Origin of the sequence: Oribacterium sp. WCC10 (assembly GCF_900113415.1) — a bacterium.
Taxonomy (GTDB): Bacteria; Bacillota; Clostridia; order Lachnospirales; family Lachnospiraceae; genus Oribacterium.
The window spans coordinates 1-20,440 of record NZ_FOPH01000016.1; the positions used below are offsets into that span (position 1 = coordinate 1).

The following is a 20,440-nucleotide window of genomic DNA, read 5'->3' on the forward strand; positions in this document are numbered from 1 at the left end:
TCTCTTTAAGTTCTTCCTCTGTTTGTCATCGTTGAGCTTGTGACTCACCGATGATCCTGCTTGCGCAGGACGCCGATCATAGATCGGTGCATATCGTTCCGGAGTTTTCTGATGAAAACTCCTTCAACTCAAAACTAAAGCTTGGCTTTTCGTTCTGTCCGTTTCTTTACTGCGAATAAATTCGCTTGACCATATTTGGTCGTTTGCTTCCGAGTTCTCTCGAACTCTTCCGCTCTGAATTTTCTTTTTCAAAGAATCTTCAGGGTCTGTGTATTAATCGATCTTTGATTTTCAAGGTTCTAATGTGCTCATTTTCAAGAACTGATGTTCCGGTTCTCTCGAGCGCTCAGTTATAATAACAATTCACGGCAAAGATGTCAAACACTTTTTAATGTTTTTTAAAAGTTATTTATTTAACAATATTCCTCCGTTATTATGCTTATTTATGCCCTGTTTCCGAAGCTCTGACACCAATAACAAACCCCATTACTTTCATATATACCTATGCCTATATCCCGAAAGTCTCCAAGCATATTCTTACGGTGCCCGTCAGAATTCTTCCATGTGTTAAATACCTCTTCTGCAGAACGGTGGCCGCAAGCAATATTTTCACCTGCGATTGTATAGTTATACCCCATCGCTTTATATAAGGTAAAACACTTTGAACCGTCAGGTCGCGTATGAGTATATTTATTGCTAAGTTCAACAGCTCTAGCTTTGGCAACTTCCGATAGCGTGTCATTCACTTTTAAAGGCGCTTTTCCATTTTCAGTTCTGTACTCATTTACCAGACTAAGAATTTCTTCAGCAGAAGCTGCAACGTCAATCTTTTCACCATTGCATTGAGACGCCTCGACGCCGGTTTTCATCTGATATAATCCGGACAAGTCATTGTATGAAATATTGTTGGCAAGAGATGAGTACAGCATTTTACCCTGCGTATCAACTGCTGCAGAACTTAAATATAGAGCCGGGTGTATCCAAAGTGCCCCGTCATCGCCAAAGAAATACGGAATGTTATCTATCACACGCCACCCTGTGACCATCAGTTTATATGATGGATCTACATAATATACCTTTCCGGAGTCCTGTATCCACCCATCCGCAAGAGTTATCCCATCTTTTGTATATGCCCAGTTTGTTCCCAGTTGAATCCAGTTTCCGGCAAGTGATTGCACAGACAGCATAACACTTGCTGCCATTCCTATTATTATTGATATTTGGCTTTTCTTCATTTCTTTATCCCCGTTTTATTCTACGCCCATTTTTGATGCAGAGTTAAAAGTACCAAATCAAACTCCTATGCTAATCAGTGAATCGCAAAGTCCGGGCGCATCCATTATTTTCTACGCTTTTTGAAGAGCGAGACACAACCTATGACAATTCCCAACAGCCGTTGCATATGTTTTGTGGGTCTCTTCATTATAAATAGCAACTAAGAACTTTTATCCTTTATTTTTTGTAGTATACTACCTTAAATTTATCGAAAAAAGCGACGTTTTTATTAAATCATTCTGAGGAAATTACCTTTATATCCCACAATCACCTTAAGCCAAAAATTGACCGGCAAACCGGCGCTTGCATTGCACCTGTTTGTCGGTCAACTCATCTAATATCTATATAACTACCAGGATTGATTTACTTCTTCTTTTCTACTGCCTTCTTGTCAACAGGCTGTGCAGCAACATCGCTCTTTGCCTGCTCGGGCTTTTGGCTCTTTGCAGCCTTTGCCTGTGCCTTTGCATCCTTACGTGCAACATACTGTAACAGGTTGATGCACTGATTTGAATAACCCCACTCATTGTCATACCATGCAATGAGCTTAACAAAGTTGTCATCAAGCATGATTCCGGCCTTAACGTCGAATATACATGTCTGGAAGTTTCCTCTGAGATCAGAAGAAACGATCTCGTCTGTATTGTACTCGATGATATCCTTCATTTCATGACGGGATGCATGCTCGATAGCCTCGCAGATTTCCTCATAGTTTGTCTTTGTCTTAAGCTCAGCTGTAAGATCAACTACTGATACATCGTTGGTAGGAACACGGAAGCTAAGTCCTGTCATCTTTCCTTTAAGCTCAGGAATAACCATTCCAACAGCCTTGGCAGCTCCTGTTGATGAAGGAATAATGTTGTTAAATACTGAACGTCCTGTTCTCCAGTCGCGACCTCCGTTTGAGTCTACCGGCTTCTGCTTGGATGTAGATGCATGAATTGTAGACATAAGAGCTCTCTCGATTCCAAACTTCTCATTAAGAACCTTAGCAAGAGGTGCAAGACAGTTGGTTGTACATGATGCATTTGAAATGATTCTCATGGAAGGATCATAGCTTTCGTTGTTAACACCGAAAACGAATGTTGGGAAGTCAGGATCCTTGCCCGGTGCTGTAAGGATAACCTTCTTTGCACCGCCTTTGAAATGCTTTTCGCAATCCTCAAGACGAAGGAACTTACCTGTAGACTCAATGATGTATTCAGCTCCTGTTGACGCCCAGTCAATATTTGCAGGGTCATCCTCTGAGAATACATGTATCTTCTTCCCATTAATCACAAGCTCATTCTCTGTGTATCTAACACGGCCTCTGAAACGACCGAATACCGAGTCATACTCCATCTGATAGGCCATACGTGCAAGATCAGCATTTCTTAAGTTTATAGCGCATACCTCGATATCATTATCACGCTCCTCGAGAATTCTAAGGATAACTCTTGCGATACGGCCAAATCCATTGATACCAACTTTAACTAACATAATTGCTCCTCTCTATCTAAAAAATCAACTATTCGGATTGTAGCACTATTAAATTTATATGAAAACAAATGTTAATTTATGGACATTTATGACTATATTTTATCAATTGTTATAATGTTTTAGCTTTTAATTCGTGCACATTCAACAAAGCTTGATTTTGCGCCACTTTTTGTGGTTTTTGTATACATAAGAGCAGGTATCATCCGGTCTCACGCCATGTTTTTTGTATCCAAAGAAATACATAAAAGGGGAGCTCACCATAATGCCTCCTGTAATTTATCAACAAAAAAGACCAGGCTCTAATGCCTGGCCCTTAATATCCCCGGAGGCCTCAAGTGAATTTTGAGGATTATCTATTTATGTTCTTAAGAGTAGTTCGCCACCTCGTTAAATGCCAACTCACCCCTGGCAAACTTTTCAGCAGCGTCATCACAATTGCCTTCCATGCCACCACAAACTCTTATTCCCAACTCAGCGAGAGAAACCTGCGCTTCATCACCTATACCACCACAAACCAAAGCATTAACGCCTATTCTGCGTAGTACACCAGCCAGCGCACAATGCCCCTGTCCATCGGTGCTGACTACAGATGAATCTATGATATCGTTTCGCTCAATGTTGTAAAGCTTAAAAAAACGAGTCTCACCAAAGTGCTGAAACACTTCTTTTTTGTCCGGATCATAAGTAATTGCAAGAATCATAGTCTCATTAACCTCTTCTATTCAATTTTCTATACTTCTTAGGCCTGCAAGCCAATAATAAAATTATTATAAATTTTTCAGTATAATAAAACAAGCTATGGTTTAAATTTAATTCAATTTTTAATGGAAGAAGCCACGCGGCATTGAGTGCTTCAAAGGAATCTGCAAAGATTCTTGCTCTTTCACACGAATGTGTGCGTTGGCACTAATCAGCGAGTGACAAATACTTTTGACACTCAATGATGATATCGGCTCAACAAAATTCCAAAATAAAAAGCCTCCCACCACAGGAGGCTTGACCAATGTTATATACTTGTGAACTTTGTGCCCATAAGATTATTTACTAAATATATGTGTCCCACCATCTTCATGTTAATACATTAACGCATTTTTTGCAACAAAAATCTTAAAAAAGATATTTCTTTTGTCATTCACCATTGACTTTATAATTATTTTATCTTTTTTTCTTTTTCACAGGTGCAAACAGTGCAAAAGCCAATACAATAACTGCAAATACGGCAAACGCTATAGGAAGATACTCCGGTATCTCATGTCCCTGAGACGCATCAGATTCAACGGCATTTAAGCTCGTACCTCCTGTAGCTTCGTAGTTTCTCGCCACATACTCTTCTTCAGTTATGGTCTCTGTATGCTCGCCCTTAACCAACATACGATGAGTGTTGACACCATACGGGGTACAGGTTACCAGAGTGCAGTAATCCTTGCCTTTTTCAATGTCTATATTATCAACTTCGTCAGGAAGAACTACCGTAACATCGCACACCTTATATATAAGAACCTTTCCAAGGACATGCAATGCGAAAATGTCTCCCTCTGTCATTTCATCAAGCCTCGTAAAAAGCTTTGCTGAGGGAAGACCACGATGCCCTGATAACACAGTATGTGAGCTTTCTCCGCCAACCGGAAGAGAAGAACCCGGAATATGCCCCACTCCTATCTGAAGCACTGATTCATCCGTTGAATGATATATAGGAAGGCGTACTTCTATTTTAGGAATGGTTATAAAACCCATAATTCCGGTTCCGGTAGAATTCAAAAGTCCCGTATACTCTTCCTCTTCTTTTTCGCTCATTTTGTATCTGTCATTTTTTGAAAGAAGCTCTTTATTATATCTGACCGCATCGTCCCACTCTTTCTCTACATGATCGGAATCGTCCGATTGAATCTGTTCAGTATATCCGGCAATGATTCTGGACTGGTGTAATGCATTCCACTTCTCACTGATGGTTGGATATAGTAAAAGGCCGATTCCGGCAAGCATCACCAGCACCATAAAGCCGGTTATGACATTCGAAAATGCACCCTTCTTTCCTTTTGTGATTGGAGTTCCGGCAGATTTTATTTCATCATTATTCTGATCTGTTTCAACAGTTTTTCTTTCTTTCATATCTCAATCTTTCATCTATGGGAACAAAGGATAATTGAAATTTAGGAAAACGCTGATTAAATCGTTTCCCTGGCCGGATTTTCGATGCGAAGCATCAAATACCTTTGAAAATCCGTGTCCCGACGCCGGAGGCTCTGAAGAAACACTGATATAATCAGTATTTCCTTAGTTTCTTAAAAATCGAGTAGCAGTCTGTATAAAACTGCTACTCAAAAATAATTCTATATGTAGATTAAGCACGTTGCATATGCAAGCAAACATTCACGTATTAATGAATGACAAACACTTTTGCGACTCATGTCTTGTACATCGAATAATAAGTACCTGACACGTTGTTTATTGTAAAAATGCTGAAATATACAGTGATTACAGCGAATATGATGTATCAGCTACTCAATATATGCTGTACTCGTCAGCAATTATGCTGCGTCATTTCTTCTCTTTATGATGATAGCTGCGCCGCCCATGATAACAAGGATTGCACCGAATGCATACATGATAGTTGTACCAATGCCACCGGTTGATGGAAGTGTTGAACCTGTGTAGTTAACAATCTCTGTCTTTACAATTCCATAGTTGTCATCAGACTTAATCTCTGTCTTGTCATTAAGCTTTACGGTGAGTGCCTTTAGAGCAGCATCCTTAGCTGTCTTGCCTTCCCAGTTCTGATCATTAACTGTAACAGCTGTAAGCTCAAGCTTTACTCTGTCTGTGAGCTTATTATATCCGCTAGGTGCCTCTGTCTCTTCGAGATAATAAACGCCTGAATCAAGGCCCTTGATCTTTACAAGACCGTTAGCATCTGATTCAACCTCTGTAGACTCACCTTCTGCAACTTTATAATCAGCATCTTTCCAGCCCTTAAAGTTAAAATCTTTCTTTTTTCCATTGTCATCCACATCATAACTAAAGACTGCTACATCGCCTTTTTCTGTGAAAAGCTTGAACTTTGCGCCTGAAAGCTTTCTTCTGTATACTTTCTCAGCTGTCCCATCACCATCCAGATCATAGCTTACCTCTTCAAACTTAGCTTTATCCTCCTGATTAAGAAGGGCATAGTCAGTCTCTGACATGTAGGTTACCTTTTCGTTGTCAATCTCGTAAGTAAATACAATGTTCTTATCCTCAGGAGTTTTTCCATGTCCTTCTCCGTTGGGATTATTAGAATACTCAAGATGGAACTCGTTCTCATTACCCGGAAGACCTACTGCAGCTTTCTCATTAAGTGAAGCATTGTATCTTACAACAAACGTACTGTCCTTTGTAATGTTTATTTCTTTGCCGGAATCCTTTGCAACAGCTTTTTTTAGGTCTTCGAAAGATACATTAAGTACTGTTGAACCATCATCTGTCGATACTGTCTTTCTATAACCAGTCTTGTCATCCTTGTTTGTCACTTCTTTTAATTCTATCTCTGTAGAATCATCGACTGCTGGTCTGAAATATACCTTAACGCTGTCACCATCAAGTGTAAGACCCTCGCTCATGGTATCAACAAAAGAATAGTAGTAGGTCTCATACTTATCGTAGTTTGATGGAAGTGTACCAACAAGCTCATAAGGGATTACGTCGCCAATGCTGTAATCCGCTACATCGTTGTACTGTTCACCTACTTTGAAGGAAGCAATTCTGGTATCTTCATCTCCTTCAACTTTCTTAACGTTCTCTTTTACCTTCTTAAGAGATGAAGGTGCATCAAGCTTCGTCTCAGTCTCAGTATCTCCGACGATCTGAAGGATGTACTGTGTATAAGAACCATTCTCTACGTCTTTGCCGTTAAGTTTTTCCTGTGATCCGTCAAGATCCTTTACAAAGTAATAACCTGCAGGAAGTGCTACAGTACCTTCATTTCCGGCATCGATATCAATAGTTGCTGTAGCACTCTCACTCAAAGCCTTGCTGATGAGTTCTGCAAATTCCTCTACATTTATTTTTCCTTCCTTTGCATCTTTTTCATCTGTAAGTTTTGCTGCAACCTTTGCCGCATCTTCATCATTTATTTCATTTGGAAGTTTTGTTGTATCAACGCCTTCTCCCCACTTGATGTATGATAAGCTTCTTTTAGCATCTGTCACAGTAAGCTCACCCTTGAAAATCTGATAAATCTCGAACTTGTGAGCAGTCTTACCTGTATTCTTAATGGTAAAGTTATACTTATCTGTCTTTTCCTCTGCCCCCTCGGTTGATGAACCATTCTCTGTTGCAGCGTATGCTGTGAAGCCCTGTGAAGTTACGGTTCCCATAGACATACTTGCGATAAGTGCCAGTGTCAAAAAATTCTTCTTTTTCATTTCCCTATACTCCTCATATTTAATGTCATCCCTTTTGGCTTAGCCAAATGAAGGATGACATCATATTTTTCAGTCGTTTCTTAAAAGCACATGTATACTACACAAATTTCTCTTATATTTCAAATTAAATTTGCATCTATATTATGCTTTTTTATATTTTGTTTATAAGATTTTGTCGGTTGCCTTTAATATTTAAAACTTTCTTCTCTTAATGATCGCAAAACCACCCAAAAGAACTAAAAACATTCCCATGAAATACATCATGGTTGTTCCGGTGCCACCTGTGATAGGAAGTTCTATAACAAGCCCCGGCGAATTGGAAATCGACAGAACATATCCGGATGCATATACCGGCCTATCACTGTTATAGTCAAGCTTTACATTACTGTCTTTGCCATCACAGATAGTAAAGTAATACGCATTATCACTGTTAACATGATAGCCATCAGGAGCCCGTGACTCTACAAGACAGTACTCCTGGTTGAAAAACATCTCATTACCATCTTTGTGATGATCCAATTCCACTGTGAATTCTCCGTCTTCGCCCGTAGAAAAAGCTTTCAAAAACTCTCTGGCGCCATCCTCCTTTACTATATAGAGATCGAATACAGCACCTGAAAGCTTAGTCTGAACATCCCCTTCCTTGTACTTAACGATCTTAATCTTTGGAATGCTTCCGTTACCCGTTAGCCAAGAATCGAATTCCGCATCAAATTCCGTAATTGATTCAAAGGTCATAAGAGTTGCCTTATTTTTAAGAGTTACAGTATTTTCTTTGAAAACAGGCACAGCCTTATAGCTTATTTCAATCGCTGTTTCATCAGGAATCTTGTCAAAGGTAAGAACATTTCCAGAAAGCGAATATTTAATTTCTGAGACCCTGTCCTTATTTTCCTTATCCTTCGCGGTTATCTTAATAGTGGAAATGTCTATGATCTGATTCTCAAATTCATCCTCAAGTACCATCGCATCCCCATTGTTAAGCTTTTCTTTGCCGGAATTGATGGTTATCGTATACTTTGCCATTCCGTCACCATCTTCATTCCACTTGTATCCCTTTTTCACAGGATTATGCTCGTATGTTATATTAACTTCTGATTTTTCAGTCGCCCAGTAAGCAATATTTTTGAACACAGTTTCTCCGCCATTTGCAAGTGCACTCTGAATAGCATCGCTTTCATTCACAGAAAGATAATATCTTATCCTGTAGTATCCGTAATAGCTGCCGTCTGACTGCTTCGGAAAATCTCCGATATGAATCTTTATTATGCCTGAATCGGTTTGTGTCACATCCACATCCGCTTTTTCACCGGTATCATCCCCGCAATCATACTGATTTCCACCATAAATGCGAGCCGCCGTGGAAGTAAGATCATTGTTATACTGAGATTTACCCATGTAGGAAAGAACCTTAGTATCAAAATAATCATCTATGGTCACATTTCCGTGTGTCACTCCTCCAAGCACAAGGTCATAGCTGTATACAAGTCTTCCATTATCGGTACTGTAATATGCCCCCTGCTTCTTCAGACTTTCCCTTGATGGATATGCCTTTGCATTTACTTTAAGTTCACTGGTCCCTAGCTTTATCGTAGCCTCATTATTATGCTCCCTATAATGTCCGTTACCTGAATCCTCAGCATAGTCCATCCAGTCTTTGTTGTTTTTGGTCTTGTAGATTACAGTTATTGTTCTCTCCGAAACCGTGCTATTAAGTCCTTCAGTAGTTTTGTTTCTGTCCTTATAAAAGGTAAATGTAAGTGTTTCTGTAGTCTTATCAAGTTTGTAGCTTTCTGAATCGCTAAGTCCATAAACACCTGTAAGTTCATAAAACTCATCAAATTTATGAACATTATTTATCCATACATTCGGAAGCGTATCCACGATATGAAGCTTGTCAGCTCCACCGGCTGGAACATTGACATGAATGGTCCAGCTGACTTCGCCTACGTTTACATCTGTTGCATGCTTTGATGCAGTAATATTTGTATTATTTCCCGGTGTGACCTTTACCTCATCATAATTTGAAGAATGATCTGTTTCCGCATGGTTCTTTACTTTAAGATCTGAGGTTCCGTTGGGAATATTCACGGATGTCGTATAAGTCACTTTATATGACGCCTTGCCATCTGATATAGGCGGATACCATTTCCACTCATAGTCGTTAGGTCTTTCCAAACTCTCCCAAGGTATCTCTCTTGTCTCTGTTCTTCCATCCTCAAATGTAACCAGAACACTGATGCCTTTTCCGGAGTATCTCATATTTGATCTCGACTTTTCGTCTATAGAATCCTTTATGTAAGAAACCCGTGTAACGCGTTCTTTATTTGCCTCGATAGTCCAGGTCATATTCTTAGAGATACCATTACTATTAATCGCATCATTCCTGACCTTCGCAGTCTTAACCTCAACGGATCCATATTTAACAAGTGATGAAAAAGTAACATTCTCCACAGGACATGATTTAGACTCATCATCTCTTCCCAGAATCTTTACAGTTACATTATTGCCGGTTTCGCTGAATGTAGCATGACCATTCTGAGCAATCTGATCAAAATCCACCGATGCCGTATAGTTAATATTTGCCGTCTCACCATTTGACATCTTAGGGACTAACACTGTAAAGCCTTTACTGTCAGCTTTAGTCACCTTCGCATCATTGTTTCCATAGATTTTTATAGAATCTGTATCCAGGCTAAGCGCCTTGCCTACAAGCTCGTCCACAGCCTGAATGTTCCTGGTAGTGCCTTTGGAATATAACGTTACTGTGTAATGTATTTTTTTGTCATTAGCATCATAATATCCGGATTTATAGACATCAACTTTGGCTGAATCATCTATCTTTATTTCCCTTGTGATACTATCAGAAAATACGATCTTCTTTGAGTTCTTGTTAAAATAGCCTTTGAAACCAGCTTCAATCTCTACGTTCGTCGAATTGAGAAGGTGGCTGAAATTGGGGCTTTTTGTATTCCATTGGAGTTCAACTGTACGCTCTTTGGCTTTTACAATTAAACGGTTCTCACTGATAACATATTTTCCGTCAATGACAATAGTAAAATAGCGGCTTTGATCCTCTACATACAGTCCTTCAGGGATGTGATAAACCATCCATGTGTCATCATAAGGGAACTGATTCTGATTTGTCTCTTCAAACTTAAGCGTAAGCTTATAGGTCTCTCCGTTTTCAACCACCCAGGTCTTTCCATCATCAGAGCGTGCACCCTCTATGGAAACATTTGTAAGAAGGTTTCTTCCGTCTACGCCTGTTTCCACCATCACGAAAGGAGATAATGTTTCAGCTGTAAATGATATCTCACGAACTGATCCTTCATCGTCCCCGGTAACCTGCGTATCACTTGATTCAGTCAGATCTTCTACACGGCTGAGATCATTGTTTTCGATATGGAAAAGCTTTAACCCTGCATTATCTTCAGTAACGACAGGCTCAACAAACTCCATGTTGATGGACACATTACCATCAGGTTCAACTTCATTACCTTCTTCATCCACGAAGGAGATGTCGTAAGAATACATATTCTTAACAAATCTGTTCTCATTCTTAAGCAGGTCGTTGAATGTATCCTCTGCATCTTTCATCTCTTCGGATCTGAGTTCTGTAGCTTTGAGTGTTACTTCCTTATCAAAAGAAGAAACACCGTAAGAAGCCGTCACTGAAACCCTGCCGTCATCCGAGATGGCTGTCTGTGTCAGACTTTTGCAAATGTTGATGCTTCCGGCATAAGTGCCAAGTTCAACGGTGAACTCATCATCTTCGGTATCAATGTTTGCCTCGGCTTTAAAATAGAAAGCGCCTTCGATACATGTTTCCGACTTAACATAAGTTCTGTCAAATGTAATAGTGATGACGTCCTCTTCTACGCTGTAGGAGCCGACAGTTCTGTCCTCATCCTTTATCTTTCCCTTCTCTTTTTTTGCAGCTTTAAGTCCTTCCGGTATGCTATAAGCTACGCTGCAATCATCTGTTGAAAGAGTATGTTCAGGGATATTAAAGAATAAAGTGATATAAATATTCTCCCCGGAATCAAAATTGTTTACTTCTGTAAATCCTTTGCGCGAAAGCCTCTTTGTTGACGAGAAGGTAAGATACTCATCAAGATCAATGGCATTTGATGTTTCATCCTTGGATTCTGCAGCAATCGTGCTTGATTCAGCTGCTGTTTCTCCGGTCACTTCGGATGTTCCTATTGATTCTTCCTTTGTTCCATCAGTTGTTTCAGATGTTTCGCTTATTTCTACTTTTGTCTTTTCTGTTACCTCAGTTGTATCACTGGTTTCTTCAGCTGCCTCAGTTGTCTCGCTGATTTCTTCCCCAGCCTCTCCGACAGTATCAGATGTTTCGCTGATTTTTCCCTCTGTCTCTTCGATAGCCTCAGTTGTTTCCTTTGTTTCTTCTGTCTCGTCGGTTGCCTCAGAGATTTCGCTGGTTTCTTCTGTCTCTCCGGTTACATCAGTTGTTTCGCTGATTTCTTTTCTTTCTTCGGTTTTCTCAGTTGTATCACTGACTTCTTCCGCTTCGCCGGTTGTCTCAGTTGTTTCCCTTGTCTCTTCTGCATCTTCGGTTGACTCAGAGATTTCATCGGTTTCTTCCCTCTCTTCTGTAACCTCAGATATTTCACCAGTTTTTTCTTTATCTGTCTCTCCGGTTGCTTCTGATGTCTTGCCGGTTGCTTCTGTTGTATCTCCGGCTTCTTCCGATTGAACCTTTTTTCCTTCAATCTGATTCAATGAATCGTTACTATCTATGATGTTTCCAGAATTTGTTTCTTTAACATCTTCAGAAATTTCTTCACTTTGAACAACAGCTTCTCCATTCACTAAAAATGTATCTTCATTTATCTTCTCACGTTCGTTTGCTGAAGAAACATCATGAGTTGTATCAGCTGTTCCCGAAGACTCCTTCTTTAGTTCGCTCTTTGTGGAAACATCCCTGCGCTTTTCGACGTCATCCTTATGCCAGACATAAACCAGGCTGTTTCTGGTCTTGCCCAGCTTATCGATTCTTTCAAGAATCTTTTCGTCATGCTTTTTATCTGCTTCTCCCATCTTAACGGCAATGTTACTTGCTGTTGCGACGGTGTTTCCGTCAGAATCCTCTCCGAAGTCGATCACAGGTGAATCCTTCATGCCGTTTCTGACAAGCTGTCTTAATGCTTCATCTCTTGACAATTCGCCCTCATCGTACTGTTCAAGAATTCTGTTTATGTAATCATCTCTGTTTACAGCAAGTGCAATTCCGACATCACCTATGATGCTCGATAATATAATCACTGTTGCCATGAACAGGCTCATGAACTGTCTGAACCCTTTATTGCTAAAACCTGTTCTGTTCATCAACTTTTTCCCTCATAACTACTCTTACTATCAATGTGCGTGATCAGAATATCTCTTCCGGAAATCATCCTGATCAAAACTGCGCACTACTCTATTTTCTGTGCTTCTTAAAAAATACGATGGACCAGACTGTCAAAGTTGAAATGGAAATGACAATGATCAGAAGATACATGTTCATCAGACTTGAATCTCCGGTCTGAGGTACGCGCATCTTTCCAAGTACCATTTTTTTATCAATTTCCGGTATATCACGGTCTTTACCAAGTACATGTCCGTCATTCTCTTCAGGACTGTCCTTATCATCATTCTCCCCCGGCGGAGTTCCATCGGAACCTCCATTGCCACCCCCATGGCCATGGTCATCCTGAATTTTTGCCTCCAAAATATTCGAAGAAGATTCTCCATCAAGAACTGTCACAAAAGAAGGTAATGCATCATATCCTGATCTCTCGGAATAAATAATGATATATAAGCCTTCTTCAAGTCCGCTAAAAGACGTACTTCCGTTTTCATCTGAAGCCTGTGTAGCTAATGCAGGAATGTTGTTCCTGATTATATTTTCCTCAATCTCAGATGCTTTCTCTGAGATATCATTGGCCGTCTGCTCTTTTACAATGAAATCCGAATCAATAAGTTCTTTGAAATAATCACTTATGACATACGAAGCATCTGTCTCTCGATAAGATGCCACTTCATATATAGAAAGATTCCATCCGGCAATGGCCTGATTTTTTGAATTATGAATGTTGGTAACTGTGACAGAATTGTTCCCGGCTGCCATTGCAGTTGATGTCGAAAGCATCAGCTGCGTGAACATCAACACCCACATCATTAATTTTTTCATACTATCCTATACTCACTCTTTGCTTAAAAAAGCTCATCATCACTGTTAATTTCACATTATTTTTGTAAAATCGCAATGTGGAAATAATAGTCCTATTTCTCTTATAAATCTACTTAAATTTCAATTATTATTTGTGCTTTATTAAATAATAATATGTCACACACAAAAAAGCCGGTATCGAACTTAAAATACGACACCGACTATCTTAAATTTATCTATATTTTGTTTCTATTTAATAGTAAGATTTTGTTTCTTATTGTTATAAAAAGAAATTTTACTCGACATCCTGAAGAGCTGCAGGTCCTTCTTCACCTGTTCTGATCTTTACAACATTATCAAGACTGTATACAAAGATCTTTCCATCTCCGATATGACCTGTATAAAGCGCTCTCTTTGCAGCTTCAATAACATCTTCAACAGGAATCTTGCTGACAACAACTTCAAGCTTGATCTTTGGAAGGAGGGTAGCATCAAGTTCTACACCTCTGTACATCTCGCCGGAGCCCTTCTGAACTCCACAACCCATAACCTGTGTTACTGTCATTCCTGTAACTCCGAGATCATTCATAGCTCTTCTGATCTTGTCATATCTCGAAAGTTTTGCAATGATAGTAACCTTATGAATTCCGCTACCGCCATGGAGAGGGGTAGAAAGTACCTGAACGGAGGCTCTCTTTTGGAACTCAGAAGCCTCATCATATTCATCAGTACCGAGATCAGTGTTCTCATTTACTGCCATATTAAGTGTATTGGAAACGTCCATGATTGCAAAGCCTGAATATGCTGAAGCAAGGCCATGCTCGGTTGAATCAAGTCCCTGTATCTCCTCTTCCTCTGAAACTCTGAGTCCGAGTAGAGCCTTAATTGCTAAAAATGTACCTGTAATAGTAACTGCGGTCCATGCGGCTGTAGCAAACATTCCCACAAACTGTAATCCGAGAAGCTTCAATCCTCCACCATAGAATAGACCAACCATCTCATTTCCGGCAGCATCTGCGATTGAATATCCCGGTGCTGCATTTGTTGCAAAAAGACCTACAGCAAGTGTGCCCCAGATACCATTCAGGCAATGAACAGCTACAGCACCTACCGGATCATCCACACGAAGCTTATAGTCAAGGAACCATACACCGAAGCAAACAAGAAGTCCGGCTACTATACCTATCATTGATGCGCCAAATGCATCAGTAACATCGCAAGGTGCAGTAATTGCCACAAGACCGGCAAGAGAAGCATTAAGACACATAGATACATCCGGCTTGCCATATCTTAACCATGTAAAGATCATGCATGTTACAGTTGCAAGAGCCGGTGCAATGGTAGTTGTTACAAATACTGATCCAAGCTGCTCAACGGTTGTACATGCCGCACCGTTAAATCCGTACCAGCCAAGCCAAAGGATGAAAACGCCGAGGGCTGCGGCTGTAAGATTGTGTCCCGGGAAAGCATTAACCTTAACTATATTTCCGTCCTTGTCTTTCTCAAACTTACCAATACGTGGGCCGAGGAATGCTGCACCGATAAGTGCTGAGATGCCTCCGACCATGTGAATACAGTTTGAACCGGCAAAGTCATGGAATCCAAGCTGTGCAAGCCATCCGCCGCCCCATGTCCAGTGAGCCTCTATCGGATAGATTACCGCCGAAATAACCGCCGAGTATACACAGTAGGAAATGAACTTGGTTCTTTCTGCCATGGAACCTGATACTATGGTTGCTGTGGTAGCACAGAACACAAGGTTGAATACGAAGTTCGACCAGTCAAAACTTCCGTAATTTGTAAAAATGTCAAAGCCCGGTTTACCGATGATTCCCAGAAAATCCTCTCCCAGGAAAAGGCCGAAACCTATAAGAATGAAAACAACCGTTCCTATACAGAAATCCATCAGATTCTTCATGATGATATTTCCTGTATTCTTGGCTCTTGTAAATCCGGCTTCGCACATTGCAAAACCTGCCTGCATCCAGAACACCAAAGCTGCGCCTATCAAAAACCATACTCCGAAGACGCTTGAGTTAACAGCACTTAAAATTTCCTGACTCATATTTACCCCCTAAACTTTCATTTGATTTTTTCGCTACAGAATGATGTAAAAAAAAACGACACAATGGTCAATGTACAACGTACATCGATACAACATTGCATCGTTCTTTATTCTTCCTGCATATTTCTATATGATCGATCATCATTCATACTCACCCGGGATCATTGATCCAACATATAGACATACGCTTATTCTGTGCGATAAACAAAAAGCGCCTTGGATAAATCCAAGACGCCTTTGCCTTTATGGATACATAATTTAAAGCATAGTTAAATATCTGTCAAGAACAATTTGAATGTTGATGCATCGATGATATATCCCCAAGTTATATCATCTCAACTTTAGTATTTTGTCATTAAACACTATGGCCACGGCTCCTATAGAATCCTCGTGATCACTGATTGTTGATCTGCTGACAAAGTCTTCATCGAGCATAGGATACCGGCGTGTAAAAACATTTTTGAAATTGCTCTTTATATAGTCTATATCAAAAAGTTTTCCGTAATAAATTATATTATCAGGAGACAGCACAACTGAGACATTGTAAAGTGCCTGAGCAAGCATCTCCATGATGCCGTCTAAAACCGATTCGACTCCGGGATCCTGAAATGAGCACCATTCGTATATGTTCTGTTCTTCTACCCTCTGTATGTCCCCCGCAAAATGTTCCCATAGTACAGGAGTTACACTCTCAGAAAACATAGACCTGACTTTATCCGTGATAGCACCTACTGACACTACGGATTCAAGCGTATGGCTATGGTTGTCTATGATGATATGTCCAAGTTCTGAAGTCCTTCCGTCCTGATTGCTATAGACCTTATTATTGATAGCGATGGAAGATCCTAAACCCGGGCCCCACTTGACGAAAACAAAATTACCTTTTTCTCTGCCGGCACCATAAATAAGCTCTGCCATTGCAAATGCATTAACATTGTTCTCAACCACAACCGGCAGACAGAGTTTCCTCTCCAGCATCTTCTTGACGGGGATAGGAACATCCCAGATGTTGTTTCCGTCAGACTCCCGCAGATTCTCCTTTAGGCCATATCCAGGCATGGTGACACCAACACCAAGGAAATCATCCGGTCCGATAGAGATGCTGTCCATAAGTTCATAGACTGTGTCCACGATCTTTTGGAGATATGTCTCCGGAAGCGTACCGGTGTCAGTTGTTATGGCTTTTTTCAGGATACATCTACCCCGAAGATTATTGATTGAAATCACAGTCTGATTTCGTTCAATGCATATCCCAAGAATGTTTGTGAAATCCTCATCCAGTCCTATGCGGATCTTTTTGCGACCCACATGAGCTTCCTCTTCCATCTCACCGTTTTCCTTGAGAATACCTATCTCCAGAAGTTCATTACTGATCTGCGTCACAGCAGCTGCCGTAAGTCCCAGTTCGGTAGCGATATCCTTCCTTGCCATATCACCCTTGTCGTTCAACAAACGGATGATTTTACTTCTGTTTTCTGATTTAACATCGTTGCTGTTTATTCCTGAGTATTTCATGCCGTCTCCTATACGTTACAAGAGAAATATGAAAACGAGCCCTGTACACCTTTTGACGCAAATATCTGAAACTGTAACAGCCTAATTGCATCTGTTCGCCATTGTAGCATGGGATTTCAAGCTCTACCATGTACAAAACGCTTGAAAACACGTGCTTTTTTTTAGGGAAACGCTGAATAAAACGTTTCCCCTGCCGGATTTTCGGCTCAAAGCATCAATTTCTTTTGAAAATTCGTGCCCCCGACGCCGGAGTTTCTGAGGAAATGCTGATAATAACAGCATTTCCTCAGTATCGGTCAGAATCTGCACACCTCAACACCAAGCATATTACCGAGTGCTTCGAGTTCTTCTGCACAGCTTCCGTATGTCACAACATAGTGTGGCTCCCAACCGCCCTTTACTGCATCTTCAACTATCTTCCTGGAATTATTATCAGTCTTTACAACTATAGATGTTCCAAGGAACTGCTTTGGTTTATCGAGTACAGCTCCTTCTGCGATAAAGAATCTGAACTTTCCGTTCTCATCTCTTCCAACACGGAAGATGGTTGCATGCTCCGTACTTTCGCATCCAAACTCCATCGTAGGTCCAAGTTTTCTGTTTGGATGTACACCAACGGCTGCGCCGGTATCTTTTCTTGCGAGATCACAGGATGCCATTCCGCAATGCCAGAATGTAATTGTGTTTTCACCCTCATCCAGTGAAACAGGATCACCAAAGAAGCATGACTTTCCTGTAAGCTTTGATCCTATGTACATTGAAAGAGCACCGTATGTATCGGATTCACAGCTTGCAGATACTCCCAGTGAATTGAGAAGGGAAAGAACCGCGCAAACAGGTGTGCCGAAATCAGTGAAGAAATCCGGCCAGCAGCGTGAAGAAATCGCACCGATATGATTCTCTGTTACATAGTCCTTGTACGCCTTGTAGAGCTTTGCAAAATCCTTAACATTCTTTTCAGGGGTGTTATCAAGTCCAACGATCTTCTTTTTAGCATCATTGAGATACTCTTCACACTCTTCGTCTGTATATGACTTTGCCTTATTGATGAGTTCTCTTGATTCGATAGAATCGAGAGTTGCACCAAATACTGAGGTAATGTCACAGTCCAGTGCTCTTCCGAAGCCAAAGCCCTGAGGAGTATGTCCGATAGACACAAGCTTCAAGCCCTTTAAGTCTTTCTTTACTCTTGCAGCATTGATAACAGCTCTTGCCTTGTCAATGATTTCCTGCTCATCAGGGGCACCGAACATATACTCAAACTTTGAGTCTTTTCTGAATGCCTTGATACTGTTTGCCGCAGAAAATGCTCCTGTCAGTGAATTCAGTCTGAGTCTTCCGCCGTCGATAACAGGCTCTCTCAAAGTCCAGAGAAGAATAGGACATGAGAATTTCCTCAGGACCTCAGTAGCATATGCAGCATTTGCGAATGTTATATTCTGAAGAACTATAAGGTCAGGATTTATCTTATCCAGAAACTCATCAAGAAGGTCTATGGACAGAAGCATTTGCTCCGGAACCACAACATCCTCTGTGATGTCTCTAAGCATCTTTACTGACTTATCAAACTGAACCTGTGCACTCTCTAAATGAAATGTGCCTACTCCTATAGGTACATATGCTACCTGAAAACCCATTGTTATTTCCTCTTTTCCAATTACTTGATGTAAGTGTCAAAAGTACCAAATCATATACTTGCACTTTGATTTGAGACTTTATGACCCGCCCGAACACAAATGTGTGCGTTGGCGCTAATCAGTGAGTGACAAATACTTTTGACACTCACGTCATTACTTAAGTTTATGTCTGTTCAATTTTTCCGGAATGATGACCTGAAAACTGCATTTCTTCACCCATTAGGGGGCAGACGCCGGACGGAATAATCCCTGCTCGAATCTATCCGGTCAATTAAGTATGAAGTTCATTTGGAACCTTTACTTCTGTAAAGTGTCATCACTCACTCCCCTTCAACAGGCCTCTGCTGAAAGATCCTCATGCATCTTTTCGATTTCTTCAGCCTGCTCTTCGTTGAGGGCTTCAACCTTCTTGTTGATTCTGAGCATTGAGCCAACCAATACAACTGTGATGAGAAGGATGATGAGAGATATAGGTCTCTTGAAGAAAATGAAGTAATCTCTGTCATAAGACATCATAGCTGTTACAAAGTTTGTCTCCATGATCTTCGCAAGGATCAGTCCGAGAAGAAGCGGAATGGCATCTATCTCCATGATCTTAAGAAGATAGCTGAATACCAGAAGTACGGCACAGAATACCATCTCCTTGAAGTTTCCTGTTCCTGCAAATGCTCCTGCGAAGCAGAAAAGCATGATAGCCGGTGCAAGATAGGTGTACTTAACCTGTACAACTTTGGCTACAACTCGTGTCATAACCTTACCGAGCGGCCAAAGGAAAAGGTTTGCAACGAAACATCCAACGATGATTGTGTACGCCTGAAGTGCCTGCTTTGTGAACATGTTAGGACCCGGCTGCATACCATGAAGGATAAATGCTCCGAGAAGGAGGGCTGTAACACCGTCTCCCGGGATACCCATGGTCATGAGAGGAATCATTGCTGAACCTACGACTGCATTGTTGGAAGACTCTGCTGCTGCGATACCTTCGAGAGAACCCTTGCCGAACTTCTCAGGATGCTTTGAAAACTGTTTAGCCTGGTTATAGCAAAGGAACTGCGCAACACCACCGCCTACGCCCGGCATAGCGCCGATAAATGAAGCGATAATGGTTGAAATGGCTGTTGCCGGAAGTATTGACTTCGCCTCTGAAAGGCTTAATCCCTTCTTATCGATCTTATTGGCATCTTCCATCTTTCCGCCGTTTACCTTGAACTCGGCAAGCTTTCCAACAACCTGCTTAAGAGCAACAAGTGCGATCATTGCAGGAAGCATATCGATACCAAACTGAAGGATGGATACTCCAAATGTAAATCTTGAGACACCTGTTACGGCATCAACACCGATGCAGGCGATAAGTATTCCGAAAAGACCTGAAAGGATTCCCTTTGGAAGTGAGTTTCCGGATACACCTGCTAGAAGTGAGATTCCGAGGATTGCCATTGAGAAATATTCAACTGAAGTAAACTTTGAAACAAATGCTGCGATAGGAGCTGCAAGAATAAGAAGCAGAAGTGCGCCGATGATACCACCAAATGATGAAGCAAAAAGTGAAGTATCAAGTGCCTGAAGAACTCTGCCCTTCTTAGCCAGTGGATATCCGTCAAATGTTGTTGCGATAGCCGAGTTTGTTCCGGGCGTATTGAGTGTGATGGCACTTATGGAACCGCCGTACATTCCGCCTACGTAAACAGCAAGGAGTGAAATGATGGCTGTACTCGGATCCTTGATTCCGTAAGTAAGCGGAAGGAACAGAATGATTCCAAGTGTAACGCTGAGACCCGGTATACAACCGATGACCATACCCATGAGCATTCCGCCAAATATGAATGCCAGATTTCCTAATGTAAATACCGCAGCAAAAGCGGATGAAATATAATCAAAATAACCCATAATC

General features: G+C 40.9%; 11 protein-coding genes. All 11 read right to left on the reverse strand.

Translation table 11 applies throughout. The annotated features are described in order from the left end of the window. Nucleotides 1-443 precede the first annotated feature (443 nt). The 11 genes from BM294_RS11445 to BM294_RS11495 all read right to left on the reverse strand — a co-directional run bounded on the left by BM294_RS11445 (nucleotide 444) and on the right by BM294_RS11495 (nucleotide 20,436). Nucleotides 444-1,235 carry a CAP domain-containing protein gene (locus BM294_RS11445; protein WP_091208339.1) on the reverse strand — a complete coding sequence of 264 codons (792 nt, stop codon included), beginning with the start codon at nucleotides 1,233-1,235 and terminating at the stop codon, nucleotides 444-446. A gap of 403 nt (nucleotides 1,236-1,638) precedes the next feature. After that, a complete protein-coding gene (gene gap / locus BM294_RS11450) occupies nucleotides 1,639-2,754 on the reverse strand; it encodes a type I glyceraldehyde-3-phosphate dehydrogenase (RefSeq protein WP_091208342.1) in 1,116 nt (371 codons plus the stop codon). Between the two features lie 365 nt (nucleotides 2,755-3,119). Then, the gene (locus tag BM294_RS11455) at nucleotides 3,120-3,455 is read right to left on the reverse strand and encodes a NifB/NifX family molybdenum-iron cluster-binding protein (protein ID WP_091208345.1); all 336 of its coding nucleotides are present in this window, start codon (nucleotides 3,453-3,455) and stop codon (nucleotides 3,120-3,122) included. Nucleotides 3,456-3,909: 454 nt separating this feature from the next. Then, nucleotides 3,910-4,863 carry a class C sortase gene (locus BM294_RS11460; RefSeq protein WP_091208348.1) on the reverse strand — a complete coding sequence of 318 codons (954 nt, stop codon included), beginning with the start codon at nucleotides 4,861-4,863 and terminating at the stop codon, nucleotides 3,910-3,912. Between the two features lie 419 nt (nucleotides 4,864-5,282). After that, a complete protein-coding gene (locus tag BM294_RS11465) occupies nucleotides 5,283-7,154 on the reverse strand; it encodes an isopeptide-forming domain-containing fimbrial protein (protein ID WP_091208504.1) in 1,872 nt (623 codons plus the stop codon). 192 nt (nucleotides 7,155-7,346) lie between these two features. After that, nucleotides 7,347-12,509 carry an LPXTG cell wall anchor domain-containing protein gene (locus BM294_RS11470; protein WP_091208351.1) on the reverse strand — a complete coding sequence of 1,721 codons (5,163 nt, stop codon included), beginning with the start codon at nucleotides 12,507-12,509 and terminating at the stop codon, nucleotides 7,347-7,349. Nucleotides 12,510-12,600: 91 nt separating this feature from the next. Further along, nucleotides 12,601-13,353, reverse strand: a complete 753-nt coding sequence (locus tag BM294_RS11475; RefSeq protein ID WP_139225879.1) for a hypothetical protein — start codon at nucleotides 13,351-13,353, stop codon at nucleotides 12,601-12,603. A gap of 274 nt (nucleotides 13,354-13,627) precedes the next feature. Continuing rightward, the gene (locus tag BM294_RS11480; protein ID WP_091208356.1) at nucleotides 13,628-15,397 is read right to left on the reverse strand and encodes an ammonium transporter; all 1,770 of its coding nucleotides are present in this window, start codon (nucleotides 15,395-15,397) and stop codon (nucleotides 13,628-13,630) included. A 330-nt stretch (nucleotides 15,398-15,727) separates the two neighbouring features. Then, nucleotides 15,728-16,912 (reverse strand): ROK family transcriptional regulator, encoded by a 1,185-nt coding sequence (locus BM294_RS11485; RefSeq protein ID WP_091208359.1) that lies wholly within the window; start codon nucleotides 16,910-16,912, stop codon nucleotides 15,728-15,730. 296 nt (nucleotides 16,913-17,208) lie between these two features. Further along, a complete protein-coding gene (locus tag BM294_RS11490; protein ID WP_091208362.1) occupies nucleotides 17,209-18,549 on the reverse strand; it encodes a fucose isomerase in 1,341 nt (446 codons plus the stop codon). A gap of 330 nt (nucleotides 18,550-18,879) precedes the next feature. Further along, nucleotides 18,880-20,436 carry a tripartite tricarboxylate transporter permease gene (locus BM294_RS11495; protein WP_091208364.1) on the reverse strand — a complete coding sequence of 519 codons (1,557 nt, stop codon included), beginning with the start codon at nucleotides 20,434-20,436 and terminating at the stop codon, nucleotides 18,880-18,882. Nucleotides 20,437-20,440 lie beyond the last annotated feature (4 nt).